This window comes from Streptomyces sp. NPDC052079 (genome assembly GCF_040680275.1).
Classification (GTDB): Bacteria; Actinomycetota; Actinomycetes; order Streptomycetales; family Streptomycetaceae; genus Streptomyces.
The window spans coordinates 1-15614 of the sequence record NZ_JBFAWL010000007.1; the positions used below are offsets into that span (position 1 = coordinate 1).

11 protein-coding genes and 1 pseudogene are annotated in these 15614 nt (G+C 72.1%); 5 read left to right on the top strand and 7 right to left on the bottom strand.

Features of this window, described 5'->3' with window-relative positions; translation table 11 throughout:
• Positions 1-101: 101 nt before the first annotated feature.
• Positions 102-248 (top strand): annotated as a pseudogene (locus tag AB0L56_RS13725) (hypothetical protein); the annotation flags it as partial.
• Between the two features lie 83 nt (positions 249-331).
• Here the strand turns inward: AB0L56_RS13725 and AB0L56_RS13730 are convergent.
• From AB0L56_RS13730 to AB0L56_RS13740, 3 genes are all read right to left on the bottom strand, one after another.
• Positions 332-523, bottom strand: a complete 192-nt coding sequence (locus tag AB0L56_RS13730; protein WP_361037804.1) for a DUF397 domain-containing protein — start codon at positions 521-523, stop codon at positions 332-334.
• Between the two features lie 224 nt (positions 524-747).
• Complete coding sequence (locus tag AB0L56_RS13735) at positions 748-1605, bottom strand: helix-turn-helix transcriptional regulator (RefSeq protein ID WP_361037803.1); 858 nt, start codon at positions 1603-1605, stop codon at positions 748-750.
• A 292-nt stretch (positions 1606-1897) separates the two neighbouring features.
• Complete coding sequence (locus tag AB0L56_RS13740) at positions 1898-2650, bottom strand: GPP34 family phosphoprotein (protein ID WP_361037802.1); 753 nt, start codon at positions 2648-2650, stop codon at positions 1898-1900.
• A 238-nt stretch (positions 2651-2888) separates the two neighbouring features.
• Here AB0L56_RS13740 and AB0L56_RS13745 point away from each other — a divergent pair, with 238 nt between their 5' ends.
• Together AB0L56_RS13745 and AB0L56_RS13750 are read left to right on the top strand one after the other, a co-directional pair.
• Entirely contained in the window at positions 2889-5510 is a 2622-nt protein-coding gene (locus AB0L56_RS13745; RefSeq protein ID WP_365422645.1) for a D-alanyl-D-alanine carboxypeptidase, read from the top strand.
• Between the two features lie 130 nt (positions 5511-5640).
• The gene (locus AB0L56_RS13750; protein ID WP_365422648.1) at positions 5641-7500 is read left to right on the top strand and encodes an MFS transporter; all 1860 of its coding nucleotides are present in this window, start codon (positions 5641-5643) and stop codon (positions 7498-7500) included.
• A gap of 156 nt (positions 7501-7656) precedes the next feature.
• Here AB0L56_RS13750 and AB0L56_RS13755 read toward each other — a convergent pair whose 3' ends face one another.
• The 4 genes from AB0L56_RS13755 to AB0L56_RS13770 all read right to left on the bottom strand — a co-directional run bounded on the left by AB0L56_RS13755 (position 7657) and on the right by AB0L56_RS13770 (position 13421).
• The gene (locus AB0L56_RS13755) at positions 7657-8913 is read right to left on the bottom strand and encodes an ADP-ribosylglycohydrolase family protein (protein ID WP_365423202.1); all 1257 of its coding nucleotides are present in this window, start codon (positions 8911-8913) and stop codon (positions 7657-7659) included.
• Between the two features lie 393 nt (positions 8914-9306).
• Positions 9307-9873, bottom strand: a complete 567-nt coding sequence (locus tag AB0L56_RS13760; RefSeq protein WP_361037799.1) for a hypothetical protein — start codon at positions 9871-9873, stop codon at positions 9307-9309.
• A 74-nt stretch (positions 9874-9947) separates the two neighbouring features.
• Complete coding sequence (locus AB0L56_RS13765; protein WP_365422652.1) at positions 9948-12536, bottom strand: bifunctional FO biosynthesis protein CofGH; 2589 nt, start codon at positions 12534-12536, stop codon at positions 9948-9950.
• Between the two features lie 24 nt (positions 12537-12560).
• Entirely contained in the window at positions 12561-13421 is an 861-nt protein-coding gene (locus tag AB0L56_RS13770; protein WP_365422655.1) for an LLM class F420-dependent oxidoreductase, read from the bottom strand.
• Between the two features lie 221 nt (positions 13422-13642).
• Between AB0L56_RS13770 and AB0L56_RS13775 the strand changes: the two genes are divergently transcribed.
• The gene (locus AB0L56_RS13775) at positions 13643-15154 is read left to right on the top strand and encodes a CehA/McbA family metallohydrolase (RefSeq protein ID WP_365422658.1); all 1512 of its coding nucleotides are present in this window, start codon (positions 13643-13645) and stop codon (positions 15152-15154) included.
• Positions 15155-15165: 11 nt separating this feature from the next.
• A complete protein-coding gene (locus AB0L56_RS13780; protein ID WP_365422661.1) occupies positions 15166-15561 on the top strand; it encodes a nitroreductase/quinone reductase family protein in 396 nt (131 codons plus the stop codon).
• Positions 15562-15614: the final 53 nt, after the last annotated feature.

Here is a 15614-nt window from a genome sequence, read left to right on the forward strand (position 1 = left end):
GCCTTTCCCTGCCCCGCTCCGCGGGAGCTTCGTTTCTCCCCCGCAAGCGGGAGGTACCCCCACCCCGGCCTGAAGGCCGGGGTATCCACGAAGGAAGCCCGATGGGGGCGCAGGGGCTGACGCCGACGGGCCCCTGCCGGGAGGTCTACTTCGCGGACTGGCCGGCCGCGGGTCCGGAGGACCCGGTGTGTGACGTGGCCTTCCCGGTGGGGCCGCCTCCGGAGGGCCGGGCCGCCGCGGAGGGCTGAGCCGCAAGGACACCTGCCGAGCCCTCTCGGCTGGGAGGCGAACTGGTCGAGAGGGCCCTGTCGGTGGTGCCTGTGCGGTGCGGTCAGTCCTTGACCGAGGCCACGAAGGCGCTCCAGGCGTCCGCGGGGAAGGCCAGCTTCGGGCCCTCGGGAACCTTGGTGTCCCCGAGTTCCAGCGCCGTCCCGGTGGTCGACCTGACCATCACACACGCGCCGTTGTTGTTGGTGTAGGAGGACGTCGTCCACGTTTCCGTGGCGCCCAGACGAATTGCCATGTTCGCTCCGTAGCCAGATGCTGAGTTGCTGTCACCGACCTGCGCATCCGGCATGGACCGCAGAACGGTTTCCGCCAACCCTCGCTGCTGGTTGGCGTGATCGACGCTACTCGTCGCCCTCTTCTTCCGGAGCAGTCGTTCACTCGACCGGGTGGCATATTCCAGGTGGGACGTACCACCAACATCCTTACGGTGTAGGGTTCCGCCCCATTTTCGGCCACAACTCAGCGTGCGTAGTCCTTGGCGAGGCGTTCCACCAGCTGACGGGACTGTTCCACGTTCAGCGACTGCGCCCGCAGATGCTCGTACATCACCGTGTACTTCTGCACGTCGTGCGGCTTCTCCAGATACAGGTCGCTGGTGACGCCCTCGATGTACACCACGCTCGAATCGGCCGCGTCGGCGAACTCCAGGATCGCGTACTGGCCATTGATGCCGGCGTGCGCGCCGACCTCGAACGGCAGCACCTGCACGGTGACGTGCGGCAGTTGGGACAGCTCCATGAGGTGCTCGAGCTGTTCCCGCATGATCTGCCGGCTCCCCACGACCCGGTGCAGCGCGGCTTCGTCCAGCACGATCCACAGCCGCAGCGGATCCTTGTCCGCGGTGATACGGCTCTGCCTGCGCAGCCGGACCTCGACCCGCTTCTCGTTCTCCTGCTCGGACGACTCCGGCGAACCGCCCTGCACGATCGCCTCGGCGTACGCGCGGGTCTGCAACAGCCCGGTGATGATCTGGGGTTCGTAGACGCGCAGCGACTCCGCGTCCGTCTCCAGGCCGATGTAGACGCTGTACGGGATGTCGCCGAACGCGTGCCACCAGCCCTGCTGGCGGGAGTCCTTGGCCATCTGCATCAGCGACTCGACGATCCGCTGGTCCTCGACCTCGTACACCCCGCACAGGTCACGCACATCGCGCTGGCTGATGCTGCGCCGGCCGTTCTCCAGGCGGCTGATCTTCGACTGCGACACCAGCAGCCGCTCCGCCACCTCCTCGGCCGTCATGCCCTTGAGCTCACGGAGCCTGCGCAGCTCCTGGCCCAGCCGGCGCCGCCTGACGGTGGGATTGACATTGGACGCCACGGGACGTGCACCTCCGGCTGCGTGCCTCGTACTTGCCACTTTGCGTGTCTGCTGATGAGCAGACTGCCACCAAGGTGCTTCCCACCGCTGGGAAACGGTGGATATACGACGGGTACACGCCACTTCAGGTACCGGTGGCGGGTGTTGGGGCCGGACGGGGGCGCGCCGAGCGGGGCGGAGAGAGCCCGTGTGCTCTCTCCGCCCCGCTCGGACAGCGGCTCCCGTGACCGGGTACTGCGGTGCCGTGGATCCGTGGCGTGCCGTGCCGTTCTGCCCTGGGGGACGTGACGGCTCAGTGGGCCACGGCGCGTGCCATGGGTCCACGGCGTGGTTGCGCCGGAACGCCTCGGGCGGGTTCCGTCGCGCCCCTGCCGCCGGGGGCCTGCCGGCCCGCCGGTGCGGAGCTGCGGCGCGGCTGGGCGGCCGCACCGTTCTGGACGTCCATCACGGCATGCGCGACGAGCCCGCCCATCGGGTCGTGCCGGATCAGATCCCGCAACCGGGAGCGCGAGGAGCGACCCTCGTTCCCCGGGTACAGGTGCTTGCCGAGGCCCACCGCGTGCGCCAGTGCGGCGAGCGCCGCGGTCCGCGGGTCCGGCGGAACGCCGGTGCGGATCGCGGAGTCCAGCCGGGCCCTGATCTCCCGGCTGATCTCGGTGTCCGTCGCCTGGTAGCGAGTCGTCGGCAGCACCCCGCACATCTGTCCGGCCACGGCATGCACCATGCCGCACCGCTCCAGATGCGAGAGGTAGGTCTGGCGGAGCCCGAGACGCGGCCCGCCGATCCAGTGGACCGCCCGCACAGGAGCGCCGCGCCTTCGCAGCAACTCCAACGCGCAGTCCAGTGTTGGGTCTCCAGTCGGCCGTGGCACCACCACGGCGATACGATCCCCGTCTGGGGCTATCCGTCCGGCCAGCGCCAGCTCCACTAGCTGTGCTCCGGCCAGACCGAGGTCGAGCGACTGCGGCTGTGCAGTGGTACCCGTGGTCGGGTCCAGTGCCAGCAGCAGAAGCTCCTCCGGAAGTGTTCTGCGGCTCCTGCCCATCCATGCCTCCCCGCGTGGATGAATGACAGGGTGACCCCTCTCACATTGGTCTGTCGAGGGTGCGTGACCGGTTCGTAGTGGAACCGGTAGGTATGTCGTTCTCGTCTACCGCATGGGGGGAGCCCGCACACAGGACACTGGTACATGGTTCGGACAGCGGTGGGAAGTGCTGTCGCGGGCGGGCGGTTCACGGTTCGGATGGCGCACGCGGGGCGTGCGGCGCATGGAGGAGGCATCGGTGGCGGGCGAGTCCCCCGACAGTTCGAAACAGCGCGAGTCGTCGGCAGAAACGACGTCGGGGAGCGCGAGTCCGGTTCCCGGGAAGCGTGATCCCCGCTTGGCGGTGTCCCGCGAGGCCGAGCCCCCAAAGCCCCGCCGGACCACCGACACGGCCACCCGGGTGCTGTCGGTGGGCGCCGACGCGTCCTCCCCGGAGGAGGGCGAGGACGGGTCCGTGCCGGAGGGCGACGGCCGACTGCGCGAGGCGGTCGCCACGTGGGTCCGCTCGGCGGAGCCGGAGGAGGGCGGGGCGGACGGGGGCTCCCCGGGGGCCGACGGGGGTTCCCAGGAGGCGGACGGGGGCTCTCCGGAGGCGGACGGGGCCTCCCCGGAGGCGGACGGGGGCTCTCCGGAGGCGGACGGGGCCTCCCCGGAGGCGGACGGGGGCTCTCCGGAGGCGGAGGAGGATGCCGGTACGGACACGGCCTCCGACGGCGCCTCCACGGACACCGGCGGGAAGCCGGCCCCGGGTGACGCCTCTGCGGACGCCGACACCGACCCGGCCCCCCGCGGCACCTCCGACGCCCGGCAAGAGGAAACCGCCGCCGACGGCACGTCCCGCGCCGGGGAGGACGCCGAGGACGCCTCCAGCGCCCGTACGGGCCCGACCGCGGGCGGCACCGGGGACGGCTCCGACGACGGGACGCCCGAGTCGCCCCAGGCCGCCGCGGCCGAGGGCGCGGACGCCGACGCAGACAACGCCTCCGACGACGAGACCGGTGACGTGGCGTCAGACGACGCGGACAACGCCGACGACACCGGTGCCGTGACCACCCGTCAGGATGACGCCCCGGACGCCGACGACGCGGACACCGCGACGGCGTCCAAGTCCGGCAGTGACGACCGGGATGCCGAGGACGGCGACGCGGACGACACCCCCGAGGCGCAGGCGCCGGAACGCGGCGGCGACGACAACCCGGGCCCGTCGAAGGACGGCGGCAGCGGCTCGTCCCGCCCCGTCGACGAGTCCGGCGCCCCGGACGGGGACGGTGCGCCCGATGGGGCCCGCGCCGGGGCCACCGGCCACGTCGATCAGCCCACCGCTGTCTTCCGGAAACCGAAGCGTTCCGTCGACCAGCCCACCACCATGCTCAAGCTGAGTGACGCGGGCGCCCGGTCCGAGGAGCAGGGTGGCGCGGAGAGCCAGGCCGAACGGACCAGCAAGTTCGTCGCGCTGAAGGGGCTCGACGACCCAGCCGTACGCAAGCCCCCCGGCACCGTGCCGCCGCCCCCGGCCGCCGAGGCCACCACCTCGCTCCCGCAGATCGGGCCGGAGCGGACGACGCAGCAGCCCCTGCCGCCCAAGCCGCCGCTGGATCTGCTGGCCGAACTCACCAACACGCCGCCGCCCCCGCAGACACCGCTGCGGACGGCCGTGCGGCGGATCAAGATCTGGACGCCGCTGGTCCTGCTGCTGGTGATCGCCTTCGCGATCGCGCAGAACCTCCGCCCGCTGCCCGCCCCGACGCTGGAGCTCACCGCCCGGGACAGCTACACCTTCGAGGGCGGCAAGCCCGAGATTCCGTGGCCGGCGGGCGGGCAGGCGGCGCTCGACGTGCAGGGGATCGGCACGTTCGGCTCGTCCGGCGAGCAGAAGCCCGTACCGATCGCCAGCGTCGCCAAGGTCATGACGGCGTACGTGATCCTGCGCGACCACCCGCTCAAGAGCGGCGCCGAGGGCCCGATGCTGAAGATCGACGAGCTCGCCGAGAAGCAGTCCGACGCCGGCCAGGAGTCGACCGTCCACGTCACCGCGGGCGACGAGATCTCCCAGCGGGAGGCGATCGAGGCCATCCTGATCGCGTCCGCGAACAACGTGGCGCGGCTGCTGGCCCGCTGGGACGCGGGGTCCGAAAAGGCGTTCGTCGAGAAGATGAACGAGGCCGCGAAGGACCTCGGCATGACCCGCACGACGTACACCGACCCCTCGGGTCTGAACAACACCACCGTGAGCACGGCCGTGGACCAGGTGAAGCTGGCCAGGGAAGCGATGAAGCAGCCCGCGTTCCGCGAGGTCGCCGCGATGATGTCGTACGACGACTACAAGGGCACCAACCACTCCAACTGGAACCAGCTGGTCGGCCACAACAACGTCGTCGGCATCAAGACCGGCACCACCACCTCCGCGCTCGGCAACCTGGTGTTCGCCGCGAAGAAGGACGTCGACGGGGAGACCCGCACCATCGTCGGCGCCGTCGTGCGCCAGCCCGCGGGCGGCAGGGACAACACGATCCTGTCCGCCGCCCTCACCGCCGGCGACGAGCTGATCCGTGCCGCGCAGGGCGCCCTGGAGTCGGCGACGATCCTGAAGAAGGGCGACGTCGTCGGGTACGCGGACGACGGTCTGGGCGGCCGTACGCCGGTCGTCGTCACCGAGGACGTCAAGGCCGTCGGCTGGGCGGGGCTGTCGGTGAAGCTGACGTTCGCCGCGGACGAGGTGCCGCACCAGGCGAAGGCCGGCACGAAGGTGGGCACGCTCACCGTGGGCGACGGCACGAGCAGTGCCGTCAAGGTCCCGGTCGCCCTCCAGGAGGACCTCGTGGAGCCGGACTTCACGGACAAGCTGACCCGTATCGCCTGACGCGGAAACGGCGCAGCGCACCCGCACCCCGCGGGCCCACGCCCTACCCGGGCGACGGCCGGCGGGGTGCGTGCTAGCGTCACGAAACGGGCAGCAAAGGGCAAGGAACGGACACGGGGAGTGCCTTCAGGTGGCCACAGCGGAGCCGACACGCGCCGACGACGCCGATCCCGGTCCGGGACCCGGAGCGCGAATACCCGTGTCACAAACAGAGCGGCCGGCCGGGGACGCTGAGAAAAGCTCCGACACCTTCAGCGCCCCCAAGGGCCCCGTCCTGGCCGTGCGCGCCCGCATGCTCCGGCACCCCGTGCTGTCCGTCACCGCTCTCGCGGGCCTGCTGCACATCGTCTGGTTCTTCACGTTCGCCAACAGCGGCGGCGATCTCGCGGCGCAGGACGCGTGGGCCGAGTTCGTCGGCCGGCACCCGGACTCCGCGTACAACCTCGCCTGGTACGGCGGGATGCACCCGGTGTCGTACAGCATGGTGTCGCCGTACCTGATGTCCGTGCTCGGGGTGCGGACGACGATGATGATCGCGGGAACGGTGTCGGCCGGGCTGCTGACGCTGGTGCTCATGCGGAGCCGCGAGGTGCGCAACCCCCTGTGGGCCGCGCTGATGGGCGTGTTCGCGCTGCTGTGCAACGCCGCCTCGGGGCGGGTGACGTACGGGCTGGGCACGATGTTCGCGCTGAGTGCGGTCGCGGTCGTCTTCTGCTGGCCGTACCGGTGGCGTGAGAAGCGCTGGGCGAAGGCCCTGTGCGCGGCCCCGCTGGCGGCGCTGGCCACCATGGCCTCGCCGGTCGCGGGGTTGTTCGTGGGCCTGGTGGCGGTGGCGCTGTTCCTGCAGAAGCGCCGTCCGGGGGCGTGGGCGCTGGGGGTGGCGCCGAGCGCGGTGGTGGCGGTGTCGGCCTGGCTGTTCCCGTTCTCCGGTACGCAGCCGATGGGCTTCGGCTCGGTGATCCTGCCGCTGTTGTACTCGGTCCTGGTGTATCTGCTGGTGCCGACCGAGTGGAGGACCGTACGGATCACGGCCGCGGTGTACGGGCTGGGGATCGTGCTGGTCTGGCTGATCAGTTCGCAGATCGGCTCGAACATGACACGGCTGGCGATGCTGTTCGGCGGTGTGGTGCTGGTGGCGGCACTGCCGTTCGCGGTACCGCGGTCCCGGAAGTGGTTCGTGCTCGTCGTCGCCGTCGTCGGCTTCTTCGGCTGGATCGGCTTCAAGACGGTCGACGACGTCGTGCACACCACGCCGCGCGCCTCCTGGGCGCGCGAGCTGGCGCCGCTGGTGAACGAGCTCCAGGAGGTCGGCGCCGAACGGGGCCGCGTGGAGGTCGTCCCGGCCCGCTCGCACCGTGAGGCGTCGGCGCTGGCCCCGTACGTCAATCTGGCCCGCGGCTGGAACCGGCAGGCCGACATGGAGCGCAACCCGCTCTTCTACGACGACACCCTCAACTCGGCGAACTACCACGAGTGGCTGAAGCGCTGGGGCGTGCACTTTGTGGTGCTGCCCAAGGACGAGCCGGACGGTGATGGGGGGCAGCGGGAGCGGGAGCTGGTGCAGCGGGGGCTGCCGTATCTGAAGCAGGTCTGGGGCGATGCGAACTGGCAGTTGTTCGAGGTGGAGGCGCCGACGCCGTTGGCGGAGCCGAACACGGTGGTGGAGCGGGCGGAGCAGGGGGAGTGGACGCTGCGGGTGGAGGAGGCGGGGCGGATTCTGATTCGGGTGCCGTACTCGCCGTGGCTGGGGCTCGTCGATGCCGAGGGTGCGGCGTTGGAGCCTCCGCGGGAGACGGAGGAGTCGGAGAACCGGCCGGAGGGTGAGCCGAGGGCGTACGAGAACGTCCACGGGTGTCTGATGGAGACGGAGGAGGACGCGAACGGGGACCAGTGGACGATGCTGCTTGCGCCGGAGCCGGGGACGTATCGCCTGGCGGCTCCTTACAAGTGGGGGCAGCGGGGAACGCCGTGCCCGGAGGAACTGCGCTGACGGTGACCGCGCCGGTGCGGTGCGGGAACAGGCGTGTTTCCTCGCCCCCGCCGCCCCTTCCCGTTCCCGTCCACAAGGGGCGCTACCCCTTTGACCCCGAAAGTACTGGTGGGTGGGGGTTTCTCGCGCAGTTCCCCGCGCCCCTAAGGGGCGCGTTCAGGGGCGGCGCGCGTTTCCGTCCGTCAGGGGCGCTGCCGCTTTGACCCCGGGCGCGTGGGTGGGTGGGGGTTTCTGGGGTAGTTCCCCGCGCGCCTGAAGGGGCGCGTTCAAGGGCGGTGGGGCAGAGAATGCCCGGCTCAGGCCCCGTGGGTAGCGCGTCAGCCATGCCGGGGAAGAGCCCGCCGGGCCGTGCAGCGCCGGGCCCTGGGTCATTTCCATGGCGAAGTCGTCGGCGAGTTCCAGGATCGTGGGGCGGCCCTCCAGTTCGGCCAGCCAGGCGGGTGGGAGGGCGGTATCGCCGTACAGGGCGCCGAGCAGCCCGCCGGTCAGCGCGCCGGCGGCCGCACTGGGCCCGTCGTGGTTCACCGCCAGGCACAGTCCGTGCCGTACGTCCTCCCCCACCAGCGCGCAGTACACGGCCGCGGCGACCAGCCCCTCGGCGGTCGCGTTCCCGACCAGCTCCGTCACCCGCTCCGGAGTGGGCATCCCCTGCCGTACGGCGCCCAGCGCGTGCTGGAGCGCCTCCGACACCGGCTGGTGTCCCGGCCGGGCGGACAGCAGGGCGAGCGTGCGCTGCACCGCCGTGTCCAGGCTCTCGCACCGGGCCAGCGCGTGCACGATCACGGCGTACGCGCCCGCCGCGAGGCAGGCGACCGGGTGGCCGTGGGTCTGCGCCGCGCACTCCACCGCGAGCTGCGCGACGAGCTGCGGCTCCCAGCCGACGAGCAGCCCGAACGGCGCGGACCGGGCGGCGGCCTCCGGCCCGGCCTCACCGGGGTTCTTCGGCGCGTCCGGCGTCCCCATGGTCCCGTCGCCGAGCCCCATCAGCAGCGTGCGCGCGGGGTCCCGGCGGGCGTACAGCCATTCCTCCCGTGCCAGCCAGCCGTCCTCCTTGCGCCGCTCGTCCGGGCCCCAGTCCCGCTGGGTGGTGGCCCAGCGCAGATACGCCCGGTGCAGATCGGTCGGCGGGTGCCAGGCGCCGGTGTCGCGCCGCACCTGGGCGCGGATCAGCCCGTCCACGGAGAACAGGGTGAGCTGGGTGTGGTGGGTGACGGCGCCGCGCCGGCCGTATGCGGAGGCGAGGTCGGTGACGCCCTCGGCGCCGTGCGCCTCACGGATCCCGTCGATCGCCATGCCGTCCACGGGCGCGCCCAGCGCGTCCCCGACGGCCACCCCGAGCAGGGTGCCGCGCACCCGGCTGCGGAAATCCTGCTGCTCAGGGCGCCCCCACACGGGTCCGGCCGTACCAGCCACCATGACCTCCCGGGCGCCGTCCGTACGTACAACGCGAGCACTGTAATCGAACGAGGACGGTCGGTTCATAGGGCGGGCGGGTATGCGAAATAAACTCCGATTGATCGGAAGCGGTCACCATCAGCCATCACGGTGGCGTACGACCGTGTCCCGCAGGGTGCGGGCCCACTCGTAGAAGGGGGCGATCTCCAGGGAGCGGTCCAGGTCGGCCAGGGCGTCCCCCGCGCAGGTGTCCCGCACCGCCGCGGAGTGCTGCCGCAGGACGCGGCGGTACTCCCCGTCAGGGCGAAGAGGCCGGCGTCCCGGGGGCAGCGCCCCGCAAACCGCAGCTGGGCGACGGCGGCCGGGTAGTCGCCGCACCTCGGCGTGCTCCGCCCGGTGTGGTCAGTTCGGTTACTTGACCACCCGTACCGGCGTGCCCGACGTGGCGAAGGTCCATAGGGCCTTGCCGTCGGGCTTGGAGACGCGGATTCCGCCGGTTTTTGTGTTCGGGGACGCGGGTGGGGGTGAGGAGCCGTCTACCGCGTTGGAGAAGGCGACGGAGATGCCGGACTTCGCGGCGAAGTAGACGATGTGCTCCACCGGGACGCCGTCGCTGCCGGTGGTGGCCTCGGTGCGGGTGCCGATCGTGTAGCTGCCGGGGTCCGGGGAGACGGTGCCGGGCCAGACCACGAAGGAGCGGCGGGGGGCGTCGCTGGCGTCGACCAGCCAGACGCGCTTCTGCCCGAGGGAGTAGACGATCCGGCGGCCGGTGCCCGAGTCCGCGGGGACCGCGGCCGGCTTCTTCTCCTGCGGCCCGGCGGACGGCTTGGCGTCCGCCGTGGCCGGCGCGCTCGGCCGGCTGGTGGCCGCGGTGGGCTTCGTGCCCTGGTCCGCCTGGACGGCCAGGACCGCCACCGCGGCTATCGCCCCCGTGGTCAGCCCGGTCACCCAGGCCCACGAAGGAAGACGGGCAGACACCGGTACGCATCTCCTCAGCTACGGTCCCGAACGCGCGTCGGATCATCCTACCGCCGGCGTGGTCGGCGCCCGTCTCAGTCCAGGACCGGCAGCAGCTCGGGCAGATGGCCGTCCGAGGCCTCCGCCGCGCGGCGGCGCTCCTCCGGCACCTCGCCGTACAGCGTGGTGCGCGGCCTCGCCGGACGGCCCGCCTTCTCCGCCACCGCCACCAGGTCCCGGACCGACTTGTAGGAGCCGTAGGACGAGCCCGCCATGCGCGAGATGGTCTCCTCCATCAGCGTGCCGCCGAGATCGTTCGCCCCGGAGCGAAGCATCTCCGCCGCACCCTCCGCGCCGAGTTTCACCCAGCTCGTCTGGATGTTGGGGATCCAGGGGTGCAGCAGCAGCCGCGCCATCGCCGTGACCGCGCGGTTGTCGCGGACCGTCGGGCCCGGGCGCGCGATCCCGGCCAGGTAGACGGGGGCGTTGGTATGCACGAAGGGGAGGGTCACGAACTCCGTGAAGCCGCCCGTCCGCCGCTGGATGTCCGCCAGGGTCCGCAGATGCCCCAGCCAGTGCCGGGGCCGGTCGACATGGCCGTACATCATCGTGGACGAGGAGCGGATGCCCAGCTCGTGGGCCGTGGTCACCACCTCGATCCAGGTGGCGGCCGGCAGTTTCCCCTTGGTCAGGATCCAGCGGACCTCGTCGTCGAGGATCTCCGCCGCCGTGCCGGGGATGGTGTCCAGCCCGGCCTCCTTCGCGGCCGTCAGCCACTCCCGGATCGACAGGCCGGTGCGGCTCGCGCCGTTCACCACCTCCATCGGGGAGAAGGCGTGCACATGCATGCCGGGGACGCGTTCCTTGACCGCCCGCGCGATGTCGAAGTACGCCGTGCCGGGCAGATCGGGGTGGATGCCGCCCTGCATGCAGACCTCCACCGCGCCCACCTCCCAGGCCTGCTGGGCGCGGTCGGCGACCTGGTCCAGCGACAGCGTGTAGGCGTCGGCGTCCGTGCGGCGCTGGGCGAAGGCGCAGAAGCGGCAGCCGGTGTAGCAGACGTTGGTGAAGTTGATGTTGCGGGTGACGATGTACGTCACGTCGTCGCCCACCGCCGATCTGCGCACGTCGTCCGCGACCCGGCACAGGGCGTCCAGCGCGGGGCCGTCGGCGTGCAGCAGCGCGAGCGCCTCCGCGTCGGTCAGCCGCGTCGGGTCGTCGGCCGCCGTGCGCAGGGCCTCGCGGACGTCGGTGTCGATGCGCTCGGGGACCATCCCGGGGGCGGCAGCCTCGCGCAGGGCGTCCCAGTCGCCGTACACCTCGTCGAAGTCGTCGCGGCGGTCGGCGGTGCGGCCCTCGGTGTCGATGGTGCGGTGCAGATCGGTGCGGCCGGTCGCGGTGAACGCCTCGTCCGGCTCCTGCCAGGGCAGCCCCCCGGGGAGCGCGTCCGGGCGCGCGAGTCCGGTCCCGGGGTCGGCGAGCGCGGCCACATGCGGGCGCAGCCGCGGGTCCAGCCAGGGCTCGCCGCGCCGCACGAACTCCGGGTAGACGCAGAGCCGTTCGCGCAGTTCGAAACCGGCCGCCCGGGACTTCTCGGCCAGTTCCTCGATCTGCGGCCACGGGCGCTCGGGGTTGACGTGGTCGATGGTGAGCGGGGAGACGCCGCCCCAGTCGTCGATGCCGGCCGCGATCAGCCGCTCGTACTCGGAGTCGACCAGGTTGGGCGGGGCCTGGAGGCAGGCGGAGGGGCCGAGGACATGGCGGGCCACGGCGACCGTGGCGACCAGTTCGTCCAGCTCCGCGTCCGGCATGCCGCGCATCGCGGTGTCCGGCTTGGCGCGGAAGTTCTGGATGATCAGTTCCTGGATGCCGTGGTGGGCGCGGGCGATCTTCCGCAGCGCGAAGAGGGATTCGGCCCGCTCCTCGTACGTCTCACCGATGCCGATGAGGATGCCGGAGGTGAAGGGGACCGAGGAGCGGCCCGCGTCCTCGAGGACCCGCAGCCGCACGGCCGGTTCCTTGTCCGGGGAGCCGTGGTGGGGGCCGCCGGGCTCGGACCACAGGCGGGTGGCGGTGGTCTCCAGCATCATGCCCATCGACGGCGCGACCGGCTTCAGGCGCTGGAAGTCCGTCCAGCTCAGGACGCCCGGGTTGAGATGCGGGAGAAGGCCCGTCTCCTCCAGGATGCGGATCGAGATGGCGCGGACGTAGGCGATCGTGTCGTCGTAGCCGTGCGCGTCGAGCCACTCGCGTGCCTCGGGCCAGCGGTCCTCGGGCTTGTCGCCCAGGGTGATGAGGGCTTCCTTGCAGCCAAGGGCGGCACCCTTGCGGGCGATGTCCAGCACCTCGTCCGGTGACATGAACATCCCGTGCCCGGCCCGGCGCAGCTTGCCTGGCACGGTGACGAACGTGCAGTAGTGGCACTTGTCCCGGCACAGCCGGGTCAGCGGCACGAAGACGCTCTTCGAGTAGGTGATGACCCCGGGCCGGCCGGCCGCCTCCAGCCCCGCGTCCCGGACCCGGGCGGCCGACGCGGAGAGGTCCCGCAGATGCTCACCGCGTGCCTGGAGCAGCACCGCCGCCTCGGCGGCGTCCAGGGAGACGCCGTCCCGGGCGCGTCTGAGGGCGCGGCGCAGGGAGTTCTCGGTCGGGCCGCCGGTTCCGGAGCTCGCGGAAGTCGTCATCCTGTGAGCATACGTTCGGGATGATCAGACGCCTTGGCCATCCACGAACGGCTGAACGGCGTCCAGCGCTCGCAGCGCCTCCGCCTCCCCCGACGGGGGCAGCTGCACCACCACCTCCTCGATGCCCAGCTCCGCGAAGTGCGCCAGCTTCCCCGCACTGGGCAGGACGGCGTACGGCACCACCTGGAGGGCGCCCGGGTCGCGGCCCGCGTCGGCCCAGGCGGTACGCAGCACCGGCAGCGACTCCGTCAGGCCCCGCCCGCCGATCGGCAGCCAGCCGTCGGCGTACTCGCAGATGTGCGCGAACAGCTTCGGCCCGGCCGCCCCGCCGACCAGCGTGCGCGGGCCGATCACCGGACCGCGCGGCTTCTGCACCGGCTTGGGGTGCGCGAAGCTCGCCCGGACGCTCCCGAACTCGCCCTCGTACGCGGTCGGTTCCTCCGACCACAGCGCCCGCATCAGCCCCATCCGGTCCCGCACCAGCTCGCGCCGGGTGCGCCACCTGACCCCGTGGTCGGCGGCCTCCTCGACGTTCCAGCCGAAGCCCAGGCCGAGCGTGAACCGGCCGCCGGAGAGGTGATCCAGGGTCGCGATCTGCTTGGCCAGGTCGATCGGGTCGTGCTGCGCGGCGAGGGTGATGCCGGTGCCCAGTCCGAGCCGCTCGGTGACGGCCGCGGCCTGCCCGAGCGCGACGAAGGGGTCCAGCGTGCGGCCGTACTCCCGCGGCAGTTCCCCACCCGCCGGGTACGGACTGGTCCGCTCGACGGGGATGTGCGTGTGCTCGGGCAGGTACAGCCCGGCGAATCCCCGCTGCTCCAGCTCACGGGCGAGCCGGACGGGGGTGATCGTCTCGTCGGTGAGGAAGATCGTGACGGCGATGCGCATGGGCGGCCTTTCGTACGCGGACGACGCCCCATGCATACCCGGGCCGCCCTCTCCTGTCCATACCGACCAGTCGGCATCGGCCATGCGGGCCGCCTCGAAATCTGCCGATTCCCTTCCCTTTCAGGGGAGTTCACTGCTCAATACAAAGGTCGCACCGCACCACCCCTGCACCACCCAAGCCCTGTCATCCCCTGTCCTCACCGACACCTGGGAGCCGCAGCATGTGCGAGGAGCATCAGGCCGGAATCGGGCGGCGCGCCGTCTTCCTGACGGGCGCCGCCGCCGCGCTTACGTTGGGGAGCGTGAGCTTCGCATCCGCGGCCGAGGGCGGCCGCCGGCAGACGAGGACGGTGCTCGGCACCCTCTCCCCGGGCGCCCCCGACTTCATGTACGTCCCGGTCGAGGTGCCGGACGGCGTCCGCGAGATCAAGGTGGCCTACACCTACGACAGACCCACCGTGCCGGCCGGCACCACCGGCAACGCCCTCGACATCGGCATCTTCGACGAGCGCGGCACCGAGCTCGGCGGCCGGGGCTTCCGGGGCTGGTCGGGCGGGGCGCGCACGGAGTTCTTCCTGCGCGCCGACGACGCCACCCCCGGCTACCTCCCCGGCCCCGTGCGCGAGGGCACCTGGCATATCGCGCTGGGCCCGTACACCGTGGCCCCGCAGGGACTGTCGTACGAGATCACCGTGAGGCTGACGTACGGGGAGCCGGGCCGGGCGCTGCCGCCGGTGTATCCGCCGGAGCGGGCGAAGGGGCGGGGGCGGGCCTGGTACCGGGGCGACTGCCATCTGCACTCCTGGTACTCCGACGGGCGCCGCACCCCCGCCGAGATCGCCGCGCTCGCCCGCGCGGCCGGCCTCGACTTCATCAACAGCAGCGAGCACAACACCCACTCCGCGCACGCCCATTGGGCCGACGCGGCCGGGGACGACCTGTTGGTGCTGCTCGGCGAGGAGGTCACCACCCGCAACGGGCACGTGGTGGCGATCGGCACCGATCCCGGCACCTTCGTCGACTGGCGCTACCGCGCCCGTGACAACCGCTTCGGCCGGTTCGCCCGCCAGATCCGCCGCGCGGGCGGCCTGGTCGTCCCGGCCCACCCGCACGCCACCTGCATCGGCTGCACCTGGAAGTTCGGCTTCGGCGAGGCGGACGCCGTGGAGGTGTGGAACGGCCCGTACACGCCCGACGACGAGGTGGCGCTGGCCGACTGGGACGGCATGCTTGTGGCGTCCGTGCGGGACGGACGCGGCTGGATCCCGGCGATGGGCGGGAGCGACGCCCACCGCGACCCGGACGCCGTCGGCCGCCCGCAGACCGTCGTTCTCGCCGACGGCCTGACCCGCGAGTCCGTCCTGGACGGCATCCGCGCGGGCCGTTCCTACGTCGCCGAGTCCGCCGCCGTATCGATCGCCCTCACCGCGTCCGGCGGGCGGGGCGAACACGCGGGGATCGGCGAGCGCCTGCGGGTGGACCAGGACACCCCGGTCACCGTCCGTCTGGAGGTCACCGGCGCCCCCCGGTGCACGGTCCGGCTGGTGACCGACCAGGGCGTGCTGCACACCGGTGGCCCGCTGCCGGTCTCGGGCGCCGGGGTGGTGGAGTGGCGGACCACACCGTCGTACGCCGCCTACGTACGCGCCGAGTTGCGGCACGAGACGGCCGCCGGGCCGTTGCCGGGAGCCCTGGCCGCCTTCACCAACCCGATCTTCCTGGGCCGCCGGTAGGCTCGAGCACCATGACGTCTCGGGTTGAACGCAAGTACCGTTCCGCCACCGCCTTACAGCGCCGGGTCGTGAACCCGGTCGTGCGCCGGCTGCCGTTCCAGACCCTTCTGGAGACCACGGGGCGGGTCTCCGGGCTCCCCCGGCGGACTCCGGTGGGCGGGCGGCGGGTCGGCGACTCGTTCTGGCTGGTGTCGGAGTTCGGCGAACGGTCGCAGTACGTCCGCAACATCCAGGCCGACCCCCGGGTGCGGGTGCGCATCCGGGGCCGCTGGCACACCGGAACAGCCCATCTGCTGCCCGACGACGACCCCGTGGCCCGGCTGCGCACGCTGCCGCGCTTCAACAGCCTGGGCGTACGGACCTTCGGGGCGGGGTTGCTGACGGTGCGGGTGGATCTGGACGGTTGAGGTTGAAAATGTGTGGGCTCGGTGCGGGCCGGCCGCTCCCCGTGTGAGCGGCG

Excerpts from the sequence above, each read along its gene's own strand:
- AB0L56_RS13740 (WP_361037802.1), bottom strand. The coding sequence starts at position 2,650 with ATGGGCAGGAGCCGCAGAACACTTCCGGAGGAGCTTCTGCTGCTGGCA.
- AB0L56_RS13730 (WP_361037804.1), bottom strand. The coding sequence starts at position 523 with ATGGCAATTCGTCTGGGCGCCACGGAAACGTGGACGACGTCCTCCTAC.
- AB0L56_RS13770 (WP_365422655.1), bottom strand. The coding sequence starts at position 13,421 with ATGCGCATCGCCGTCACGATCTTCCTCACCGACGAGACGATCACCCCC.
- AB0L56_RS13780 (WP_365422661.1), top strand. The coding sequence starts at position 15,166 with ATGACGTCTCGGGTTGAACGCAAGTACCGTTCCGCCACCGCCTTACAG.
- AB0L56_RS13765 (WP_365422652.1), bottom strand. The coding sequence starts at position 12,536 with ATGACGACTTCCGCGAGCTCCGGAACCGGCGGCCCGACCGAGAACTCC.
- AB0L56_RS13775 (WP_365422658.1), top strand. The coding sequence starts at position 13,643 with ATGTGCGAGGAGCATCAGGCCGGAATCGGGCGGCGCGCCGTCTTCCTG.